The organism is Agromyces sp. CCNWLW203 (assembly GCF_036576125.1).
Classification (GTDB): Bacteria; Actinomycetota; Actinomycetes; order Actinomycetales; family Microbacteriaceae; genus Agromyces.
The window spans coordinates 44,423-59,784 of record NZ_JAZHYX010000005.1 but is presented as its reverse complement, the minus strand read 5'-3'; the positions used below and the strand labels follow the sequence as shown (position 1 = coordinate 59,784).

The following is a 15,362-nucleotide window of genomic DNA, read 5'->3' as shown; positions in this document are numbered from 1 at the left end:
CTCGCCGGAGACCGTACGCGCGATCGCCGATGCGTAGGCTCGTGGGATGCCCATGCTCACCGTTCCCGGCGCCGAACTCCACTACGAGTCGGCGGGCCGTGCCTCCGCCCCCGCCCTGCTCCTCGTGCCCGCCGGCATCGCGACCCTGCGCATGTGGGACGAGCAGATCGACGCGCTCGCCGACGACCACTTCGTCGCGCGCTACGACCCGCGAGGCTTCGGCGGCACGCACCACGACGAGTCGGTGCCGTTCGCGAACCATGCCGACGCGGTCGCGGTGCTCGACCACCTCGGCATCGCCGAGGCGACCGTGATCGGCGCGAGCCGTGGCGGGCGCATCACGCTCGACACCGCACTCGCGTTCCCCGACCGCGTGCGGGGCATCGTGACCGTCGGATCCGAGCCCGGTGGATTCCCCGACCTGCCGCTCACCGATGAAGAGCAGCGCCGCTTCGACGAGCTCGAGGCGATCGATCCGGCCGTCGACGCCGCGCTGCTCATGCGGCGCGAGGCTGACGTCTGGGCCGTGGGTCCGCTCCGCTCCGCGGCATCCGTCGACCCGGAGTTCGTGCGACGCGCGCACGAGCTGAATGCCCCGAACGCCGCGCATGCCACCGACGACGGCACCATGCTCCCGCTCGAACCGTCGGCGTACGAGCGGCTCGGCGACGTCGGCGTGCCGGCCCTCGTCACCGTGGGCGAATACGACCTCAGCGTGATTCTCGCGGCCTACGACCACCTGCTCGCGCACCTGCCGAACGCCACGGGTGTTCGCGTCGCCGACACCGCGCACCTGCCGAGCGTCGAGCACCCCGCGGAGTTCACGCGCGTGCTGCTCGACTGGCTCGGCCGCCACGGGCTCTGACGCGCCCGCGGGTCGCGAGTTGCGACGGCGTCAGAGCGTCGAGGCGACGGTGCGTGATGGCGCGACGTGCTGCAGCAGCGCGAGCGCCTCGCGTGAGGCCGAACCCGTCGGGGCGGTGTGCGTCACGAGGATCTGGCCGGGGTTGCCGGCCGACTGCAGGGCGTGCTTCGTCAGCGTGAGGCGACCGACCGAGGGGTGCTGCATCTCGTATTGCACGGTCGCCCGGGCCTGTACCCGGTTGTCTGCCCACAGTTTCGCGAACTCGGGGCTCCTCATCGACAGCATCCCGATCAGCGAGGCGAGCGCAGGGTCATCGGGGAAGTGTCCGACCGCCAGTCGCAGATCTCCGACGACGGCTCGACACTTCGCCGGCCAGTCCGTGAAGAGCGCTCGCATCGCCGGATCCAGGAACACCATCGCGGCGAGCACGGGCCGTGAGGTCGCATACTGGGGGGCGTCGAATGACACGTGCGAGGCGAGGAGCGCGTGGCCCGGGCGGTTCCAAGCGAGCACCTCGCTCCGGCGCCCCAGCACCATGGCCGGGGTCTCCCACATCGCGTCGAGCAGTTCGACCATGCCGGGATCCACGATCTCGGAGCCCCGCACGACGCGGGCGCGGATCGTTCCGTCCCGGTGGCTGGCGAGGGTGTGCAGGTGCGCACGCTCGGCATCGTTCAGCCGCAGCGCCGCGGCGAGCGAGTCGAGCACCTGCGTCGATGCGCCGCTCGACTGCCCCTGTTCGAGACGCGTGTAGTACGAGGAACTGAGGCCGGCGAGCATCGCGAGCTCTTCGCGCCGGAGGCCCGGTACCCGGCGGCGGTCACCGTACAAGGTCAGTCCCGCGTGCTTCGGGGTGATCCTGGCGCGGCTGGCTCGGAGGAACGCGCCGAGTTCATTCGAGTCGTTCGTCCGTGTCATCCCCCCATCGTGCCCTGCTTCGTGTCGGCGAAGGTATCCACGTCAGGGGTACCTTCACTGCGGTCTGGCCCCGCCGGCGGCGCGGTCGCACAGTGGGTTCCAAGCCGACACGGCCCGACTCCACCGACAAGCCAACGAGGTACACACCCATGTTCAAACCCCGCTTCTCCGCCATCACGACCGGCCTCCTCGCCGTGAGCACCGCTGTGGTGCTCGGATCCTGCTCCGCCGCGCCCGCGCCCGCCGAGCCCGAGCCCGCCGTGCCCGAGCCCGCCGCCGTCGAGCTCACCGCCAGCCGGTCGGCTTCCTTCTCCGGCGTCGGCGACGTCACGACCATCGCGGAGTTCGATCTGGCCGCCGGGCAGCTGCCTGAGAACATCGTGAACGCGGGCCGTGGGGTGGCGGTCACCTTCGCCGCCAGTGGGCAGATCGCGGCGATCTCGCCCTCGGGTGAGATCGAGGTTCTCGGCACCCTGCCCGCGCCGACCGGCGGTGGCAGCGCCACCCCGGTGCTCGGGTTCGCACTGACGACGGGTCTCGCGCACGTCGACGACTCGTACTACGCGCTCTACGCCACCGGCGAGGCCGACACCACGGGGCTCTGGAAACTCGACGACGCCGGCGAGTTCGACCTGATCGCGGCGCTCCCAGCCGATGGCCTCCCGAACGGACTGGCGTACGACGAGGAGCACGAACGATTCCTCGCAGCCGACTCCGTCGCGGGGACGGTCTACAGCATCGACCGGAACGGCGCCGTCGAGACCTGGTCCGACGATGCCGGCCTTGCACAGGCCGGATTCCTCGGCGCGAACGGCGTTCAGCTTCACCGCGGCGACCTCTACGTCTCGAACCTGGACGCCGGGACGATCCAGCGCATCGACATCCGCGACGACGGCTCCGCCGGCGCGGTGACGACGGCCGCCGAGGACCTCGCCGGCGTCGACGACTTCGCCTTCACCGGGCGTGGCGACCAGATCATCGCCACGCTCAATCCGTCGAGCGAGGTCGTGCTGGTGACCGGCGGCGTGCGCACCACGGTGCTCACCGCGGAGGACGGGCTCAGCAACCCGACCTCGGTGCTCGTCAGGGGCGACACCGTCTACGTCCCGAGCGCCGCCTACGTGAACCAGGACTCCCCGAACCTGCTCTCCGCAACGCTGCAGCGCGACTAGGTTCGACCCGCCCCGGCACCGACCGGCGTCTCCTGCGCAGGCAGGCGGCGCCGGTCGTTTCTCAGCGACGCCCGGTGAACCGCTCCATCGAGCGGTAGACGCCGAAGCCGTCGCCGACGACGCGGTCGAACACGCGCGTCGGCAGGAGGCCGCGCAGTGCCCGCGACAGGCGCACGCTCCTCGGCAGCTCGAGCAGGGGCCGGCCCTCGAGCATCGCCTTCCACACCCGGTCGACGACGTACTCGGGGTCGAGCACCGGTGCGAGCACCGGGCCGCGCGCGCCGGCGAACATGCCGGTCGCGATGTAGCTCGGCGTGACGGTGGTGACCTTCACGTTGCCGTGGTCGGACTGCTCGAGCTCGAGCCGCAGCGAGTCGCTCCAGCCGATGAGGGCAGCCTTCGACGCGGCGTAGACCGACATGCGGGGATTCGCGAGGGTGCCAGCGGCGCTCGCGACATTAACGATGCGCGCTGCGCGGTACGCGTTCGAGATCATGCCGGGCAGGAACTCCCGCGCGATGTACATCGGCGCGAGCGCGTTGACCTGCATCGTCGCGCGAGTGTCGTCGCCGTTGTCGGTGTTCCAGAAGTAGCGGTTGCCGCGCACGATGCCGGCGTTGTTGATGAGCACGTCGGGGTTGCCGACCTCGCGCCGCACGCGCTGGGCGGTCTTCGCGATCGCCCCGAGGTCGCCGACGTCGACGACGTACGACTGGATGCGGGTGCGCCCGCGCGAGACGGCGCCGAGTTCGTCGACGGTGCGGGCGAGGGCGGCCGCATCGCGGTCCCAGAGGGTGACGGATGCCGCGTGCTCGGCCACCGCCCGTTGAGCGTACATGCGGCCCATGCCGCCGGCAGCCCCGGTGATCAGCACACTGGCACCGCGAACCGTTCTCGTCATCCGTCCATTCTCCCGCACGGCACCATCGCCTGACCGCACCGCCGGTCGCCGCCGCTCGTTGCTACCGATCGAAGCGCCGCATATTTCAGGACCAGAGCAGTCTCGCGTGCAGATATGCACCCATGGTCGCTCTGGTCCTGAAATGCGAGCGGGCTCAGCGCCGCAGGCGCGAGCCGGCGCGCACCGTGCGCGAACCCGAAGAAAGTTCGATCAGGACGGCGTCGGCCGCGGAATCCCCGTATTACGCCATGGGTCAGGCCCGCCTGACAGTGTTCTCTGCGATGTATAGCGTCGAGGAATCCCATCCACCACGCTCAGTCGAGGAGACGCCATGACCGCGGCATCCGTCTCGTTCCGTGGTGTCGGGCGCGCTTTCGACACGACGGCAGGGCGCCGGCAGGTGCTGCGCGACGTCGACCTCGAGGTCGCGGCGGGCGAGATCGTGGCGATCCTCGGCCCGAGCGGGTGCGGCAAGTCGACGCTACTGCGAATCGCGGGCGGCCTCGACCACGCGAGCGCGGGCACCGTCTCGGTCGACGGCACCGCGGCCGCACCGTTCGACCCGCGATCGGCCGTGGGGTTCCAGGAACCGCGGCTGCTGCCGTGGCGCACCGTCGCCGGCAACGTCGCGCTCGGACTGCCTCGCGGCACCTCGAAGGCGGCCGGCCGCGAGAAGGTCGCCCGGCTCATCGAGCTCGTGGGGCTCGCGGACTTCGCCGGGCATCGTCCGCGCGAGATCTCGGGCGGCATGGCCCAGCGCACCTCGCTCGCCCGCGCGCTCGCCCGCAACCCCGGCGTGCTGCTGCTCGACGAGCCGTTCGGCGCGCTCGACGCCCTCACTCGCCTGAAGATGCAGGACCTCCTGCTCGACGTGCACGCCGCCGCGCCCACGACCGTGCTGCTCGTCACGCACGACGTCGACGAGGCGCTGCAGCTCGCCGATCGGGTCGTGCTGCTCGGCAGCGACGGCGAGAGCCCGGGTGCCGACATCCGGCAGATCGTCGTCGTGCCGGGCTCCCGGCCGCGCGACCGCGGTTCGGCCGAGCTCGCCGAGCTGCGCGGGCGCCTGCTCGACGGGCTCGGCATCGACCGCCACGGCGCCGCCCGAGGCATCGAGACGACCACGACCATCCCGCACTACCCGTTCTGACCGGCGCCCACAGCAACCGCGCCACCGCAACGAACCCGCCACCAGAGAAGGAGTCCCCCGTGACCCGCACCCCGTTCTTCCGCACCGCGCTCGTCGCGGGCGCGACAGCCGCAGCGGCGGCCCTGCTGCTCTCCGGCTGCGTCGCCGGCGAAGGCCAGGCCGCCGAAGCCGAGCCCGCCGCGAGCGGCGAGGCCGTCTCACTCGAGGGCCAGACGCTCAACATCGACTTCGCGACGTACAACCCGCTGAGCCTCATCATCAAGGACCAGGGCTGGCTCGAAGACGCCGGCCTGACGGTCAACTGGGTGCAGTCGGCCGGCTCGAACAAGGCCAACGAGGCGCTTCGCGCCGGAGCGATCGACGTCGGATCGACCGCCGGCTCGGCCGCGCTGCTCGCACGTTCGAACGGTTCGCCCATCCAGGTGATCGACATCTACTCGCAGCCCGAGTGGGCCGCCCTCGTAGCGCCCGACGGCTCGCCGATCACCTCGGTCGAAGACCTGAAGGGCAAGCAGGTCGCGGCGACGAAGGGCACCGACCCCTACTTCTTCCTGCTGCAGTCGCTCGAGGCCGAAGGCCTCTCGGCCGATGACATCGTCGTGCAGAACCTGCAGCACGCCGACGGATGGGCGGCGCTGCAGAACGGCTCGGTCGACGCGTGGTCGGGCCTCGACCCGATCATGGCCGGCGCCGAGGAGCAGGGCGCGACCCTCTTCTACCGCAACGTCGACTTCAACAGCTACGGCTTCCTGAACGCGACCGAGACGTTCATCGCCGACAAGCCCGAGGTCGCGCAGGCCGTCGTCGACGCTTACGAGCAGGCGCGCGCATGGGCCGCCGAGAACCCCGAGGAGACGGCGCAGATCCTCGCGGACGTCGCCGGCCTCGACCTCGCCGTCGCCACGAAGGTCATCGACGAGCGCTCGAACCTCGACGTCGACCCGGTGCCGGGCGACGCGCAGGTCGAGGTGCTCGAGAAGATCGGCCCGATCTTCGTCGAGCTCGGCGACGTCGCGACGCAGGCCCAGGTCGACGAGGCGCTCGAGACGATCATCAACGACACCTTCGTCACGAAGGCCGACGCCGGCCGCTTCGAGTAGGCGATCACGATGACGGATGCCTCGCAGCGGACGGATGCCCCACCGAGGGCGTCGTCCGTCGACAGCGAGTTCGCCGCCCCGGTCTCGCAGGAAGGCCTCGCGGTCGCGGTCGCCGGCCCCTACGGGTCGTCGAGCATCGATCGCCGGCCGAGCAGCGGCGAGCGCGAGGCATCCGTCACCACCACCGGCGGGCGCCCGCGCGCCCGCCTCGTCGACCGCCGCTGGTTCCGCATCGTCGGCGGCGCGATCATCCCGCTCGCACTGCTCGCGATCTGGCAGTGGGTCTCGACGTCAGGGCTCGTGCCGCTCTCGCAGCTGCCCTCGCCCGAGATGGTGTGGCTCGCCGCGGTCGACCTCGCCGAGCGCGGTGTGCTCGGCCTCTACGTCGCGATCTCGACCCAGCGGGTGTTCCTCGGCTTCGCCTTCGGCGCGGCGATCGGGCTCGCACTCGGCGCGGTCGTCGGCCTCTCGCGGCTCGCCGACGTGCTGCTCGCCCCGACGCTCGGCGGCATCCGCGCCGTGCCATCGCTCGCCTGGATCCCGCTGCTCATCCTCTGGTTCGGCATCGGCGAGGACTCGAAGGTCATCCTCATCGCGATCGGCGCGTTCTTCCCGGTCTACACGATCGTCTCGGCATCGCTGCGGCACGTCGATCGCCAGCTGATCGAGGCAGGCCGCGCATTCGGACTGCACGGGGTCGCGCTCTTCGCGACGGTGCAGTTGCCCGCGGTCGTGCCGTCGGTGCTCTCGGCCCTCCGCCTGGCCCTCGCCCAGTCGTGGCTGTTCCTCGTCGCGGCCGAGCTCATCGCGTCGTCGATGGGGCTCGGGTTCCTGCTGAACGACTCGGGGCAGAACGGACGCATCGACCGCATCTTCCTCGCGATCATCCTGCTGGCGCTCCTCGGCAAGCTCACCGATTCGGTGGTCGCGCTCATCGAGCGATGGGCCGTGCGCCGCTGGGCGTGACCGCTGCCCGGCATCGCTTCAGCACGCGCACGCTGGCATCATGGAGCGATGACCGACGTTCGCCTCATCCCTAAGACCGATGCCGAGACCGCCGAGTGGTTGCCCGTCGCGATGGCGGCGTACGAGGAGGCGCGGCGCTCTGCCGGCGACAGCGCCGAGCTGGCGGCCACCGCACGCCGGGCGTCGCAGGACCAGTTCTTTCCCGATGGGCGTCTCATCGACGGACACCTGCTCTTCACCGTCGACGCCGACGGAGAGGACGCCGGCTGGCTCTGGATCGGCCCGATGACCGACTCGGCCAATTGGTACGTCTGGGACGTCGCCATCCACGAGTCGCATCGCGGCCGCGGGCTCGGGCGACGAACGATGGAACTCGCTGAAGAGGTGGCACGCGAGCATGGTGCCCCGAACCTGCGCCTGAACGTGTTCGCATACAACGAGCCCGCGATCCGGCTCTACACGAGCCTCGGTTACACGGTGGGCGCGATGCACATGGGCAAGTCGCTCTGATCGGCGCGGCCGATCACTCCAGGCGCTTGCGCATCCTGATCGACGTCGTCTCGTACCCGAGCGATTCGTAGAGCCGGTGCGCCGCGGTGTTGAACCCGAACACATGCAGGCCGATCGAGTGCGCGCCCTGCGCCCGCGCGTACTCCTCGCCGAGCCGCATCGCCTCGCGCCCGAGGCCGCGACCGCGTTGACCGGGCTCGACGAGCACGTCCCAGATCCACCAGGAGCTCTCGTCGCCGCTCGTGTCGGGCCCGATCCAGAGGTAGCCGACCACGGCGTCGCCGTCCATCACGTCGAAGACAGCGTGGCCCGGCGAGAGCTCGCCGTTCGGGAACGACTCGGCCATGCCCTCGGCCGCCTGGCGAGCCGCCTCATCGGCCGACTTGCCCGTCGTCACGAGATCTGCGGCGTACTCGGCGGCACTGCGATCGATCCACGCCGGCAGGCGGTCGAGGTCGATCGGTCGGAGCGAAGCGGTCATTGCCGAAGCCTGTCACACACGATGAGCGGATGCCGCGGCATCCGCTCACCCGATCGCCGGCGTCTCACCAGGGCTCGTCGGCGCGGGGCAGCAGCGCTCGCATCTTAGCCACGCTGTCAGGGAAGCAGGCGTCGAGGATCTCGGTCGCCGAGAGTTCGTCGCCGTAGTCGCCCGTCAGTCGAAGGCCGACGACCGCGTTGATGAGCATGCCGGTGGCCATGAACCGCCGGGTCTCCTCCTCCGAGAGTCCGGCCTCCTCACGCGCGAAGCTCCAGATCTCGCTGAAGCCTCGGCGGGCGACCCTTCCGATGACCGGCTCGCCGCCGAGCGTCGTCGACCCGGCGATCACGGGCAGCATGCCGCGTTCCGCGAGCAGTTCGGTGTACGCCGTTCCCATGCGCTCGACGCGACCCTCGACGGGCCCGGGCAGCGCGGCACGGAATTCGGCGAGAAGCCGGGCGTACGCACGCTCGATGACCTCGACGAAGAGCTTCTCCTTCGTGCCGAAGAGGCGCACGACATAGGGCTGGCTGACACCGGCGGCGCGGGCGACCTCGTCGGTGGTGGTGCCGACGTAGGTCTTCGCCCCGAACACGGCCGTTGCGGCCTGGAGGATGAGCTCGCGGCGGTCGGCCGCCTTCATGCGCGGAGCCGTGGGAGCCGATTCGACCGTCATGGTTGACATGTTATCAGTCGATTACTACAGTTCGATGTAATCATCCGATAACAACAAGGAGCTCGGTCGTGTCCACCACTCTCGATGCCGCAGTGTCCGTCTCGCCGCGCACCGGCGGCACCCGACGACCGAGCCCGATCTGGCTCGTGCTCGTCGCCACCGCGCTGCCGATGTTCATGGCGACGCTCGACAACCTCGTCATGACCAACGCACTGCCCGTGCTGCACTCGGAGTTCGGGGCCTCCGTCGAAGAGCTGCAGTGGTTCATGAACGCCTACACGCTCGCCTTCGCGAGCACGATCCTCATGGCCGTCGCCCTCGGCGACCGGTTCGGGCGACGCACCGTCTTCATCATCGGCATCGTCGTCTTCACCCTGAGCTCGGCTCTCGCGGCGCTCGCCACCGATCCGGGCCAGCTCATCGCGGCACGCGCCGCGCAGGGCTTCGGCGCTGCGGCGATCATGCCGCTCTCGCTCACCCTGCTCGCCGGCTCGGTGCCGATCGCGCGCCGCCCGCTCGCGATCGGCATCTGGGGCGGCGTCTCGGGCCTCGGCGTCGCCGTGGGCCCGCTCATCGGCGGCGCGATCATCGAAGGCTGGGCCTGGCAGGCGATCTTCTGGGTCAACGTGCCCATCGGCGTTGCCTCGATCGCGCTCGCGCTCCTCGCCCTGCCGAACAGCTTCGGCGCTCGGCTCCGCGCCGACGTCGTCGGCCTCGTGCTCTCGGGCGTCGGCCTGCTGGGTCTCGTCTACGGCATCGTCCGCGGCAACGACGCGGGCTGGTCGAGCCTCGAGGTGCTCGGCAGCCTCATCGCGGGCGGCGTGCTGCTCCTCGCATTCCTCGCGTGGGAGTCACGCGCCTCCGCGCCGCTCCTGCCGCTCCGGCTCTTCCGCGACCGCAGCTTCAGCGTGGCGAACGTCGTGGGCTTCGGGTTCAGCTTCGGCGCATTCGGATCGATCTTCCTGCTCATCCAGTTCCTGCAGGTCGTGCAGGGCTCCAGCCCGTTCGAGGCGGCGCTGCAGACGTCGCCGTGGACGCTCGCGCCGATGATCGTCGCCCCGCTCGCGGGGGCGTTCGCCGGTCGCATCGGCACGCGCACGCTCATTGTCGCAGGGCTCACGGCGCTGTCGGGCGCGCTCTTCTGGCTCTCGCAGCTGCTCGACGCCGCCACCCAGTTCTCGGCCTTCGTCGCGCCGTTCATCCTCGCGGGCGTCGGCATGGGGCTCGTGTTCGCGCCGTCGGCGACGGCCGTGCTCGCGACCATGAAGCCGAACGACCACGCGAAGGCGAGCGGCACCAACTCGATGCTGCGCGAGGTCGGCGTGGCACTCGGCATCGCCGTCTCGACGGCGGTCTTCACGGGCGCGGGCGGCTCGCTCACGCCGGCGGACTACGGCGTCGGCGCACAGCCGGCGGTCATCGTCGGCGCAGCCGTGCTGCTCGCGTCGGCGCTCGTCGCCCTGCTGCTGCCCGCCGGCCGCACTGCGCCGACCATCGCTGCACCCGCGCCCGTGCGCGAGCCCGTCCCCGCGGCCTGACTCGGGGGCGAACGACGAAGTCCCCGCCGGCGAACCGGGCGGGGACTTCGTGCGAGTCGGTCCGAATGACCTAGTAGGTCGAGATGTTCGGGTTCGACGCGATCACCGAGGCGAACACGATGAAGAGAATGATGCCGAGCACGATCGAGGCGAAGCCGATGATGATCGCGGCGATCGCGAGGCCGCGGCCGCGCTCACCGGTCTTCTTCACCTGGCTCAGGCCGATGAAGCCGAGCACGATCGCGACGATGTTGAAGCCGATGATCGACAGCACGAAGCCGACGATCGAGAGGACGTTCCACTTCTCGGCGGGCGCCGACGGTGCAGGCACGGGGGCGGGAGCGGGAGTGGTCATGAGTGAGGTTTCCTTGCTGTTGGAATCGACGAGTTGCCGAACCGCATCCTGACAGCGACCGTGAGCGCCTGTCAATGGTGAGCACTGCCCGTATTGCGGCATGCGACGCGGAGTACGCGCTCAGTGCGCCGACCGGGGCACACAAGAGGCCCCGGCGCTCGGCCGGGGCTTCGGCGAACGCGCCCCTCAACGGAGGCGCTCGGATGATGCGCCGTGCTCGAGCTCGAAGTGCCGGCGCTGCGCGTCACTCGCGCTCAGCGCGGCAGCGTACTTCGCGAGGCGCTGCCCCTGTACGTCGGCCGGCGACGGGCCGACCTCGGCGCGGGCCTCCGACTGCTTCGCGGTGCGGATCACCTCGACGGACAAGGCCGCCTGCACCGACGTGGCGGCGGCGCGGAGTTCGGCGCGCATGGCAGCGGTCTCCTGCCGTACCGATTGCTGCAGCTCGTGCTGCGACTGCGGCAGGTTGGCGGGCTGGGCATCGTTGCCGCGCAGGCCGGCGCATGCGGTGAGTGCGACGAGGAGGGCCACTGTTCCGATGGCGACGGCTCCCGTCTTCGTGGTGGACATGATCTGGTTCCTTCCATTCGTGAACTGAATATCCCTCACGTTATGGAAGCGCCGACCGGGCGCCATCCGGACCCGCACCGGTCTCGCAGCCGAATCCGGCGCCCCTCCGAACACGTGCTCGCACCGGCCCGGCTCAGTGGCAGCACCCGCTCCAGCCTCGAAGAACGACCACGGCGAGGGCCGATTCGACCCCGCTGCGCGCGATGGCGATCTCTGCCGCGAAATCTTGCGCCCACGCAAGATTCCCGCGCCGGGGCACAACCAATCGCGGAGCCTCGGCTCGTAGCCTTGAGGAGCACGGCGATTCGCGCCGCGCACATTCCAGACGCACTCACCCCTCATCGAGGATCGGAGGTTCACATGTCGAGCAACACCACGATCGACGCCATCATCGGCGAACCCGAGGTTCTCGAGGACGCCGTGACCGCCGCCGACCTCGCACTCGCCGAGGGCGTCGAGACGGATGCCGCGTGGCTTCGCCTCAAGGAGTCGGCGACCGCCCTCCAGTCGTTGCAGGTGAAAGACGGCTCGGTGCCCGAGGCGAGCGACCGCGACGCCGCATCCGAGCTCGTCGACGCGATCGTCGAGTCGATCGAGGCGCTCGCTCCGCGGTTCCCGCACGAGGCCGAGTACCTCGCGGCATCCGTCGTCGACTTCCGCCGTTGGCAGGCCGAGGGCTTCGGCGTGCCCGACTTCCTCGACTCGCTCGTGGTGTTCCAGCCGCAGCGGCACCGCATCGACGGCATCCGCCACCTCGTGGTGTTCCCGATGGTCACGCAGAACGGCTCGCCCGACCGGCACGTCGAGGCGCTCGTCGTCGAGACGATCTGGCCCGAGTTCATCGCAGAGCTCGAGGCCGGCGACTACGGCAACAAGCTCTTCGTGAGCCTGCGCCTCGTCGACTTCACGCCCGGTTACGACACGAACTCGGCGGTGCTCTTCCCCGAGACGGTCGCGATGCGCGAGATCCCGCCCTTCACATGGGGCGCGATCTTCCAGGACCGCGAGGCGGCGCGCTACCGCAGGGTCGTGCGCGCGGCATCCGAGATCACGAAGCTCGAGCTGCCCGCCGACGCGGCGGCGCTGCTCGATGACCAGGAGCTCGCCGAGCGCACGTTCGTGATGTGGGACATCATCCACGACCGCACGCACATGCGCGGCGACCTGCCGTTCGACCCCTTCATGATCAAGCAGCGCATGCCGTTCTTCCTCTACTCGCTGGAAGAGCTGCGGTGCGACCTCACCGCGTTCCGCGAGTCGGTGAAGATCGAGCGCGGCCTGCGCAAGCGCGCCGACGCCGGCGAAGAGCTCACCGAGGTCGAGCAGCAGCTGCTCGAGCACGGCAAGCTCGTGCAGTACGCGGTGATCTTCGACCGCATCTTCCGCTTCGCGATCACGGGCTCGCGCGTGCGCAACTACGACGGGCTCGGCGGCCAGCTGCTGTTCGCGTGGCTGCACCAGAAGCACGTGCTCGACTGGACGGACGTCTCGCTGAGCTTCGACTGGGACGCCGTGCCCGATGCGGTCGTCGAGCTCGGCGATGCGATCGACGAGCTCTACTGGAAGTCGATCGACCGCCCGAAGACGGTGCACTGGCTCGCCGCGTACGAGCTCGTGACGAGCGTCGTGACGCCGAACCCGGCGTCGGTGTGGGCCGAGGGCCTGCCCCGCGAGGTGCTGGCCGGCCCGCCGAAGGGCTACACCGACCTCGTGATGGACGACGAGTTCCCGCTGTCGATGTTCTACGAGGCGCTCGACAAGAAGATGAAGCCCGTCATCGAGTCGACCGTCGGCATCACCGCCGCCGACGCCTGACGAGCGATTCACCCGCCGGTCGAGTAGCCGACGAAGGAGGCGTATCGAGACCCCGTAACGTGGTCTCGATACGCTTCGCTACTCGACCGGCCGGTAGCTTCGCTACTCGACCGGCGGAACTCGAAGAGGAGCAAACATGACCGACCTCGCGAATCGCACCGTGCTCATCGCGGGCGCGACGAGCGCCTCGGGCCGAGCGGTCGCCCGCGCCCTGCTCGACGCCGGCGCGCGCGTGGTCGCCGTGGGCAGCGACGAGTCGCGCATCGAGGCCCTCGAGGCCGAGCTGCCCGGAGTCATCGGCGAACACGCCGACCTCACCGACGGCGACGACGTGCTCGAGCTCGCGATGCGCGTGCACGCCCGCGTCGGCGACGTCGACGGCGTCGTGCACCTCGTCGGCGGCTGGCGCGGCGGCGGAGGCATCGCCGGCCAGACCGAAGAGGACTACCGGGTGCTCGAGCGCTCGTTCACGGCGCTCCGATACGTCAGCCGTGCGTTCTGGGACGACCTCGTCGCCTCCCCAGCCGGCCGCATCGCGATCGTCTCGTCGACCACGGTCGAGCGTCCAACGGCGGGCGGTGCGAACTACACCGCGGTCAAGGCGGCGAGCGAGTCGTGGATGCGCTCGCTCGCGCAGGGCTTCGGCAAGGCGGGCGACACCGCCGCGGCCGTCACCTTCCGCGTGCAGTCGCTCGCGGGCCTCGAAGGTCGGCTCGCCGAGGCAGTCCTCGAGCTCTGGGGCACGGATGCCGCTGCGCTGAACGGCCGCGTCGAGACGCTGTCGGCCGAGGCCTGAGTCGTCTAGCCGCCGAGCGGACCGATGCGCAGCGTGGACGTCCCGTCGGCGCAGACCGGGATCGACTGCGCCACCGCGACGCCCGGCCCGGCCCCGTCGGACGTGATGTACGCGCGAAGCGTCGTCGACGTCGTCGCCGGGCAGCCGTATGGCCCCGGCTGGCCGCCGTGCAGTTCGGAGACGGCCATCCCGCCATGCGCCGTGAGCACGACCAGCGACGACGTCGCTCCGAACGCTCGGGCGGGCGCGCCGAGCCGCACGCCGTCGGCGCTCTGCGCGATGAGTCCCGGCCACCCGTCGAAGGAGCAGTCGGCCGCCGAGGTGTTCGTGAACACGAGGTCGCCCATGAAGCTGCCGGCGCCTGAGTCCTGCGGACGCTCCCGGTACGCGAGGGCGAGCTGCTCGTCGATGCAATGCGTCGGCATGGCGACGGCCTCTGGCGCCGGCACAGGTGCCTGCCGAAGCTCGGGTGACGGCACCGGTGCCTCGATGATCTGACCGACTTCGAGCCTGATGTCGGTGTCATCGACGCTCGATGCGACGGCATCGGGAACGGGCGTTGCGGCGGAAGCGCCGGATGCGTCGGGCGCCCGTGTCGCCCGCGGCGTCGGCGCTGCAGCGGTCGCCCCTGCCGCGACGGTCTCGGCCGTCGGGTCGGGGTCGGTTCCCGTGCATCCCGCGAGCGCTCCGCAGAGGAACACGCCCGCAACGGCTCCCGCAAAGAACCTGTTCTGCCGCATGACGCGCTCCGCCCTCCGCACGAATTGCGCGGTCGGCACAGGCTATCGGCCGCCGTTCGGTCGCGACAGAGGGAAAACCCTGATGTGGAGACTTCGACCGGCGTCTCGGGATCAGCCTTCAGGGACCGTCGCTTCGGGCACCGTCGCATCGGGCGCCTCGGTCTCGGCAGGCGGAGGCGGCGGAGCCGCCCCGGGCGGCACGACCGGGTTCGCCTGGTCCTCGCGAACGGCCTCGCCGAGGCATCCGTCGTTCTCGCCGTCGCCCTCGAGCGCGAGACGCCAGGCGATCTCGCCGTCTTCAGTGAGCCCGTCGGGCATCGCCGGTGCCGTCGAGGTCGGGTCACGCGGCTCGGTGGTCCACCACTCCCACTCGCGGTACTCGTGACCCGCCGTGACCATGCACTCGCGCACGAGCTGCTGGAAGCCGAGCCAGGCCTGCTGCTCGTCGGGCGTGGGCATCGGGTCGGCCACCGGCGGGTGCGAGGTGCTCGGCGGGGGCGTCGGGGCGGGGTCGGGGCGTTGCGACGCGCTCGGCGGAGTCGTCGGACTCGGCAACGGTCCGTCGTCGCTGTCGGCGCCGTCGGCCGGCACGTGCTGGTCGCCGCCCTGCGCCCGCCCCTCGTCGACCTCGAAGCCGGCGGCACCCGTCGCGACGGGCTGCGGCGAGCGCGCGTCGTAGAGCACCGGTGCGCCGGTCGTGGCGGCTGCGACGCCGATGAAGATCGAGCCGACGAAGAGGGCCGCGACGGCAGCGCTGATGAAGACGGTCTTCCGCATCGGGCACCTCCCGCCGCGATTCGGGAACGACC

The 15,362-nt window shown here is 70.6% G+C and carries 17 protein-coding genes; 9 read left to right on the top strand and 8 right to left on the bottom strand.

Going from position 1 to position 15,362, the window contains the following annotated elements; genetic code table 11:
• Positions 1-46 precede the first annotated feature (46 nt).
• Positions 47-865, top strand: a complete 819-nt coding sequence (locus tag VPH61_RS12455) for an alpha/beta fold hydrolase (protein WP_332063820.1) — start codon at positions 47-49, stop codon at positions 863-865.
• Positions 866-895: 30 nt separating this feature from the next.
• On the opposite strand, the gene VPH61_RS12450 is transcribed toward VPH61_RS12455, so the two are convergent.
• On the bottom strand, positions 896-1,783 hold the full coding sequence (locus tag VPH61_RS12450; protein ID WP_332063819.1) for a helix-turn-helix transcriptional regulator: 888 nt from the start codon (positions 1,781-1,783) through the stop codon (positions 896-898).
• 149 nt (positions 1,784-1,932) lie between these two features.
• Here VPH61_RS12450 and VPH61_RS12445 point away from each other — a divergent pair, with 149 nt between their 5' ends.
• Positions 1,933-2,955 carry a hypothetical protein gene (locus tag VPH61_RS12445; protein ID WP_332063818.1) on the top strand — a complete coding sequence of 341 codons (1,023 nt, stop codon included), beginning with the start codon at positions 1,933-1,935 and terminating at the stop codon, positions 2,953-2,955.
• A gap of 61 nt (positions 2,956-3,016) precedes the next feature.
• Here the strand turns inward: VPH61_RS12445 and VPH61_RS12440 are convergent, their stop codons facing one another.
• A complete protein-coding gene (locus VPH61_RS12440; protein ID WP_332063817.1) occupies positions 3,017-3,856 on the bottom strand; it encodes an SDR family oxidoreductase in 840 nt (279 codons plus the stop codon).
• A 331-nt stretch (positions 3,857-4,187) separates the two neighbouring features.
• On the opposite strand from VPH61_RS12440, the gene VPH61_RS12435 reads away from it, so the two are divergent.
• The 4 genes from VPH61_RS12435 to VPH61_RS12420 are packed head-to-tail and all read left to right on the top strand — an operon-like array spanning position 4,188 to position 7,582.
• Positions 4,188-5,006 carry an ABC transporter ATP-binding protein gene (locus VPH61_RS12435; protein ID WP_332063816.1) on the top strand — a complete coding sequence of 273 codons (819 nt, stop codon included), beginning with the start codon at positions 4,188-4,190 and terminating at the stop codon, positions 5,004-5,006.
• A 59-nt stretch (positions 5,007-5,065) separates the two neighbouring features.
• Positions 5,066-6,106, top strand: coding sequence for an aliphatic sulfonate ABC transporter substrate-binding protein (locus VPH61_RS12430; protein WP_332063815.1), 1,041 nt, complete (start codon positions 5,066-5,068; stop codon positions 6,104-6,106).
• 9 nt (positions 6,107-6,115) lie between these two features.
• The gene (locus VPH61_RS12425; RefSeq protein ID WP_332063814.1) at positions 6,116-7,072 is read left to right on the top strand and encodes an ABC transporter permease; all 957 of its coding nucleotides are present in this window, start codon (positions 6,116-6,118) and stop codon (positions 7,070-7,072) included.
• Between the two features lie 48 nt (positions 7,073-7,120).
• A complete protein-coding gene (locus tag VPH61_RS12420) occupies positions 7,121-7,582 on the top strand; it encodes a GNAT family N-acetyltransferase (protein WP_332063813.1) in 462 nt (153 codons plus the stop codon).
• Positions 7,583-7,595: 13 nt separating this feature from the next.
• Here the strand turns inward: VPH61_RS12420 and VPH61_RS12415 are convergent, their stop codons facing one another.
• A complete protein-coding gene (locus VPH61_RS12415; protein WP_332063812.1) occupies positions 7,596-8,063 on the bottom strand; it encodes a GNAT family N-acetyltransferase in 468 nt (155 codons plus the stop codon).
• A 64-nt stretch (positions 8,064-8,127) separates the two neighbouring features.
• A complete protein-coding gene (locus VPH61_RS12410; protein WP_332063811.1) occupies positions 8,128-8,748 on the bottom strand; it encodes a TetR/AcrR family transcriptional regulator in 621 nt (206 codons plus the stop codon).
• A 161-nt stretch (positions 8,749-8,909) separates the two neighbouring features.
• Between VPH61_RS12410 and VPH61_RS12405 the strand changes: the two genes are divergently transcribed.
• The gene (locus VPH61_RS12405) at positions 8,910-10,277 is read left to right on the top strand and encodes a DHA2 family efflux MFS transporter permease subunit (protein ID WP_442879100.1); all 1,368 of its coding nucleotides are present in this window, start codon (positions 8,910-8,912) and stop codon (positions 10,275-10,277) included.
• 70 nt (positions 10,278-10,347) lie between these two features.
• Here the strand turns inward: VPH61_RS12405 and VPH61_RS12400 are convergent, their stop codons facing one another.
• Positions 10,348-10,632 carry a DUF4190 domain-containing protein gene (locus VPH61_RS12400; RefSeq protein ID WP_332063809.1) on the bottom strand — a complete coding sequence of 95 codons (285 nt, stop codon included), beginning with the start codon at positions 10,630-10,632 and terminating at the stop codon, positions 10,348-10,350.
• A gap of 186 nt (positions 10,633-10,818) precedes the next feature.
• Complete coding sequence (locus VPH61_RS12395; protein ID WP_332063808.1) at positions 10,819-11,202, bottom strand: hypothetical protein; 384 nt, start codon at positions 11,200-11,202, stop codon at positions 10,819-10,821.
• Positions 11,203-11,562: 360 nt separating this feature from the next.
• Here VPH61_RS12395 and VPH61_RS12390 point away from each other — a divergent pair, with 360 nt between their 5' ends.
• Entirely contained in the window at positions 11,563-13,017 is a 1,455-nt protein-coding gene (locus VPH61_RS12390; protein WP_332063807.1) for a DUF6421 family protein, read from the top strand.
• Between the two features lie 136 nt (positions 13,018-13,153).
• Positions 13,154-13,813 carry an SDR family NAD(P)-dependent oxidoreductase gene (locus VPH61_RS12385; RefSeq protein ID WP_332063806.1) on the top strand — a complete coding sequence of 220 codons (660 nt, stop codon included), beginning with the start codon at positions 13,154-13,156 and terminating at the stop codon, positions 13,811-13,813.
• Between the two features lie 5 nt (positions 13,814-13,818).
• On the opposite strand, the gene VPH61_RS12380 is transcribed toward VPH61_RS12385, so the two are convergent.
• Entirely contained in the window at positions 13,819-14,553 is a 735-nt protein-coding gene (locus VPH61_RS12380; RefSeq protein WP_332063805.1) for a DUF4232 domain-containing protein, read from the bottom strand.
• Between the two features lie 111 nt (positions 14,554-14,664).
• Positions 14,665-15,330, bottom strand: a complete 666-nt coding sequence (locus tag VPH61_RS12375; RefSeq protein ID WP_332063804.1) for a hypothetical protein — start codon at positions 15,328-15,330, stop codon at positions 14,665-14,667.
• Between the last annotated feature and the right edge of the window lie 32 nt (positions 15,331-15,362).

Excerpts from the sequence above, each read along its gene's own strand:
- VPH61_RS12385 (WP_332063806.1), top strand. The coding sequence starts at position 13,154 with ATGACCGACCTCGCGAATCGCACCGTGCTCATCGCGGGCGCGACGAGC.
- VPH61_RS12445 (WP_332063818.1), top strand. The coding sequence starts at position 1,933 with ATGTTCAAACCCCGCTTCTCCGCCATCACGACCGGCCTCCTCGCCGTG.
- VPH61_RS12400 (WP_332063809.1), bottom strand. The coding sequence starts at position 10,632 with ATGACCACTCCCGCTCCCGCCCCCGTGCCTGCACCGTCGGCGCCCGCC.
- VPH61_RS12450 (WP_332063819.1), bottom strand. The coding sequence starts at position 1,783 with ATGACACGGACGAACGACTCGAATGAACTCGGCGCGTTCCTCCGAGCC.
- VPH61_RS12415 (WP_332063812.1), bottom strand. The coding sequence starts at position 8,063 with ATGACCGCTTCGCTCCGACCGATCGACCTCGACCGCCTGCCGGCGTGG.
- VPH61_RS12390 (WP_332063807.1), top strand. The coding sequence starts at position 11,563 with ATGTCGAGCAACACCACGATCGACGCCATCATCGGCGAACCCGAGGTT.
- VPH61_RS12395 (WP_332063808.1), bottom strand. The coding sequence starts at position 11,202 with ATGTCCACCACGAAGACGGGAGCCGTCGCCATCGGAACAGTGGCCCTC.
- VPH61_RS12405 (WP_442879100.1), top strand. The coding sequence starts at position 8,910 with ATGTTCATGGCGACGCTCGACAACCTCGTCATGACCAACGCACTGCCC.
- VPH61_RS12410 (WP_332063811.1), bottom strand. The coding sequence starts at position 8,748 with ATGTCAACCATGACGGTCGAATCGGCTCCCACGGCTCCGCGCATGAAG.
- VPH61_RS12440 (WP_332063817.1), bottom strand. The coding sequence starts at position 3,856 with ATGACGAGAACGGTTCGCGGTGCCAGTGTGCTGATCACCGGGGCTGCC.
- VPH61_RS12435 (WP_332063816.1), top strand. The coding sequence starts at position 4,188 with ATGACCGCGGCATCCGTCTCGTTCCGTGGTGTCGGGCGCGCTTTCGAC.
- VPH61_RS12425 (WP_332063814.1), top strand. The coding sequence starts at position 6,116 with ATGACGGATGCCTCGCAGCGGACGGATGCCCCACCGAGGGCGTCGTCC.
- VPH61_RS12375 (WP_332063804.1), bottom strand. The coding sequence starts at position 15,330 with ATGCGGAAGACCGTCTTCATCAGCGCTGCCGTCGCGGCCCTCTTCGTC.
- VPH61_RS12380 (WP_332063805.1), bottom strand. The coding sequence starts at position 14,553 with ATGCGGCAGAACAGGTTCTTTGCGGGAGCCGTTGCGGGCGTGTTCCTC.
- VPH61_RS12420 (WP_332063813.1), top strand. The coding sequence starts at position 7,121 with ATGACCGACGTTCGCCTCATCCCTAAGACCGATGCCGAGACCGCCGAG.
- VPH61_RS12455 (WP_332063820.1), top strand. The coding sequence starts at position 47 with ATGCCCATGCTCACCGTTCCCGGCGCCGAACTCCACTACGAGTCGGCG.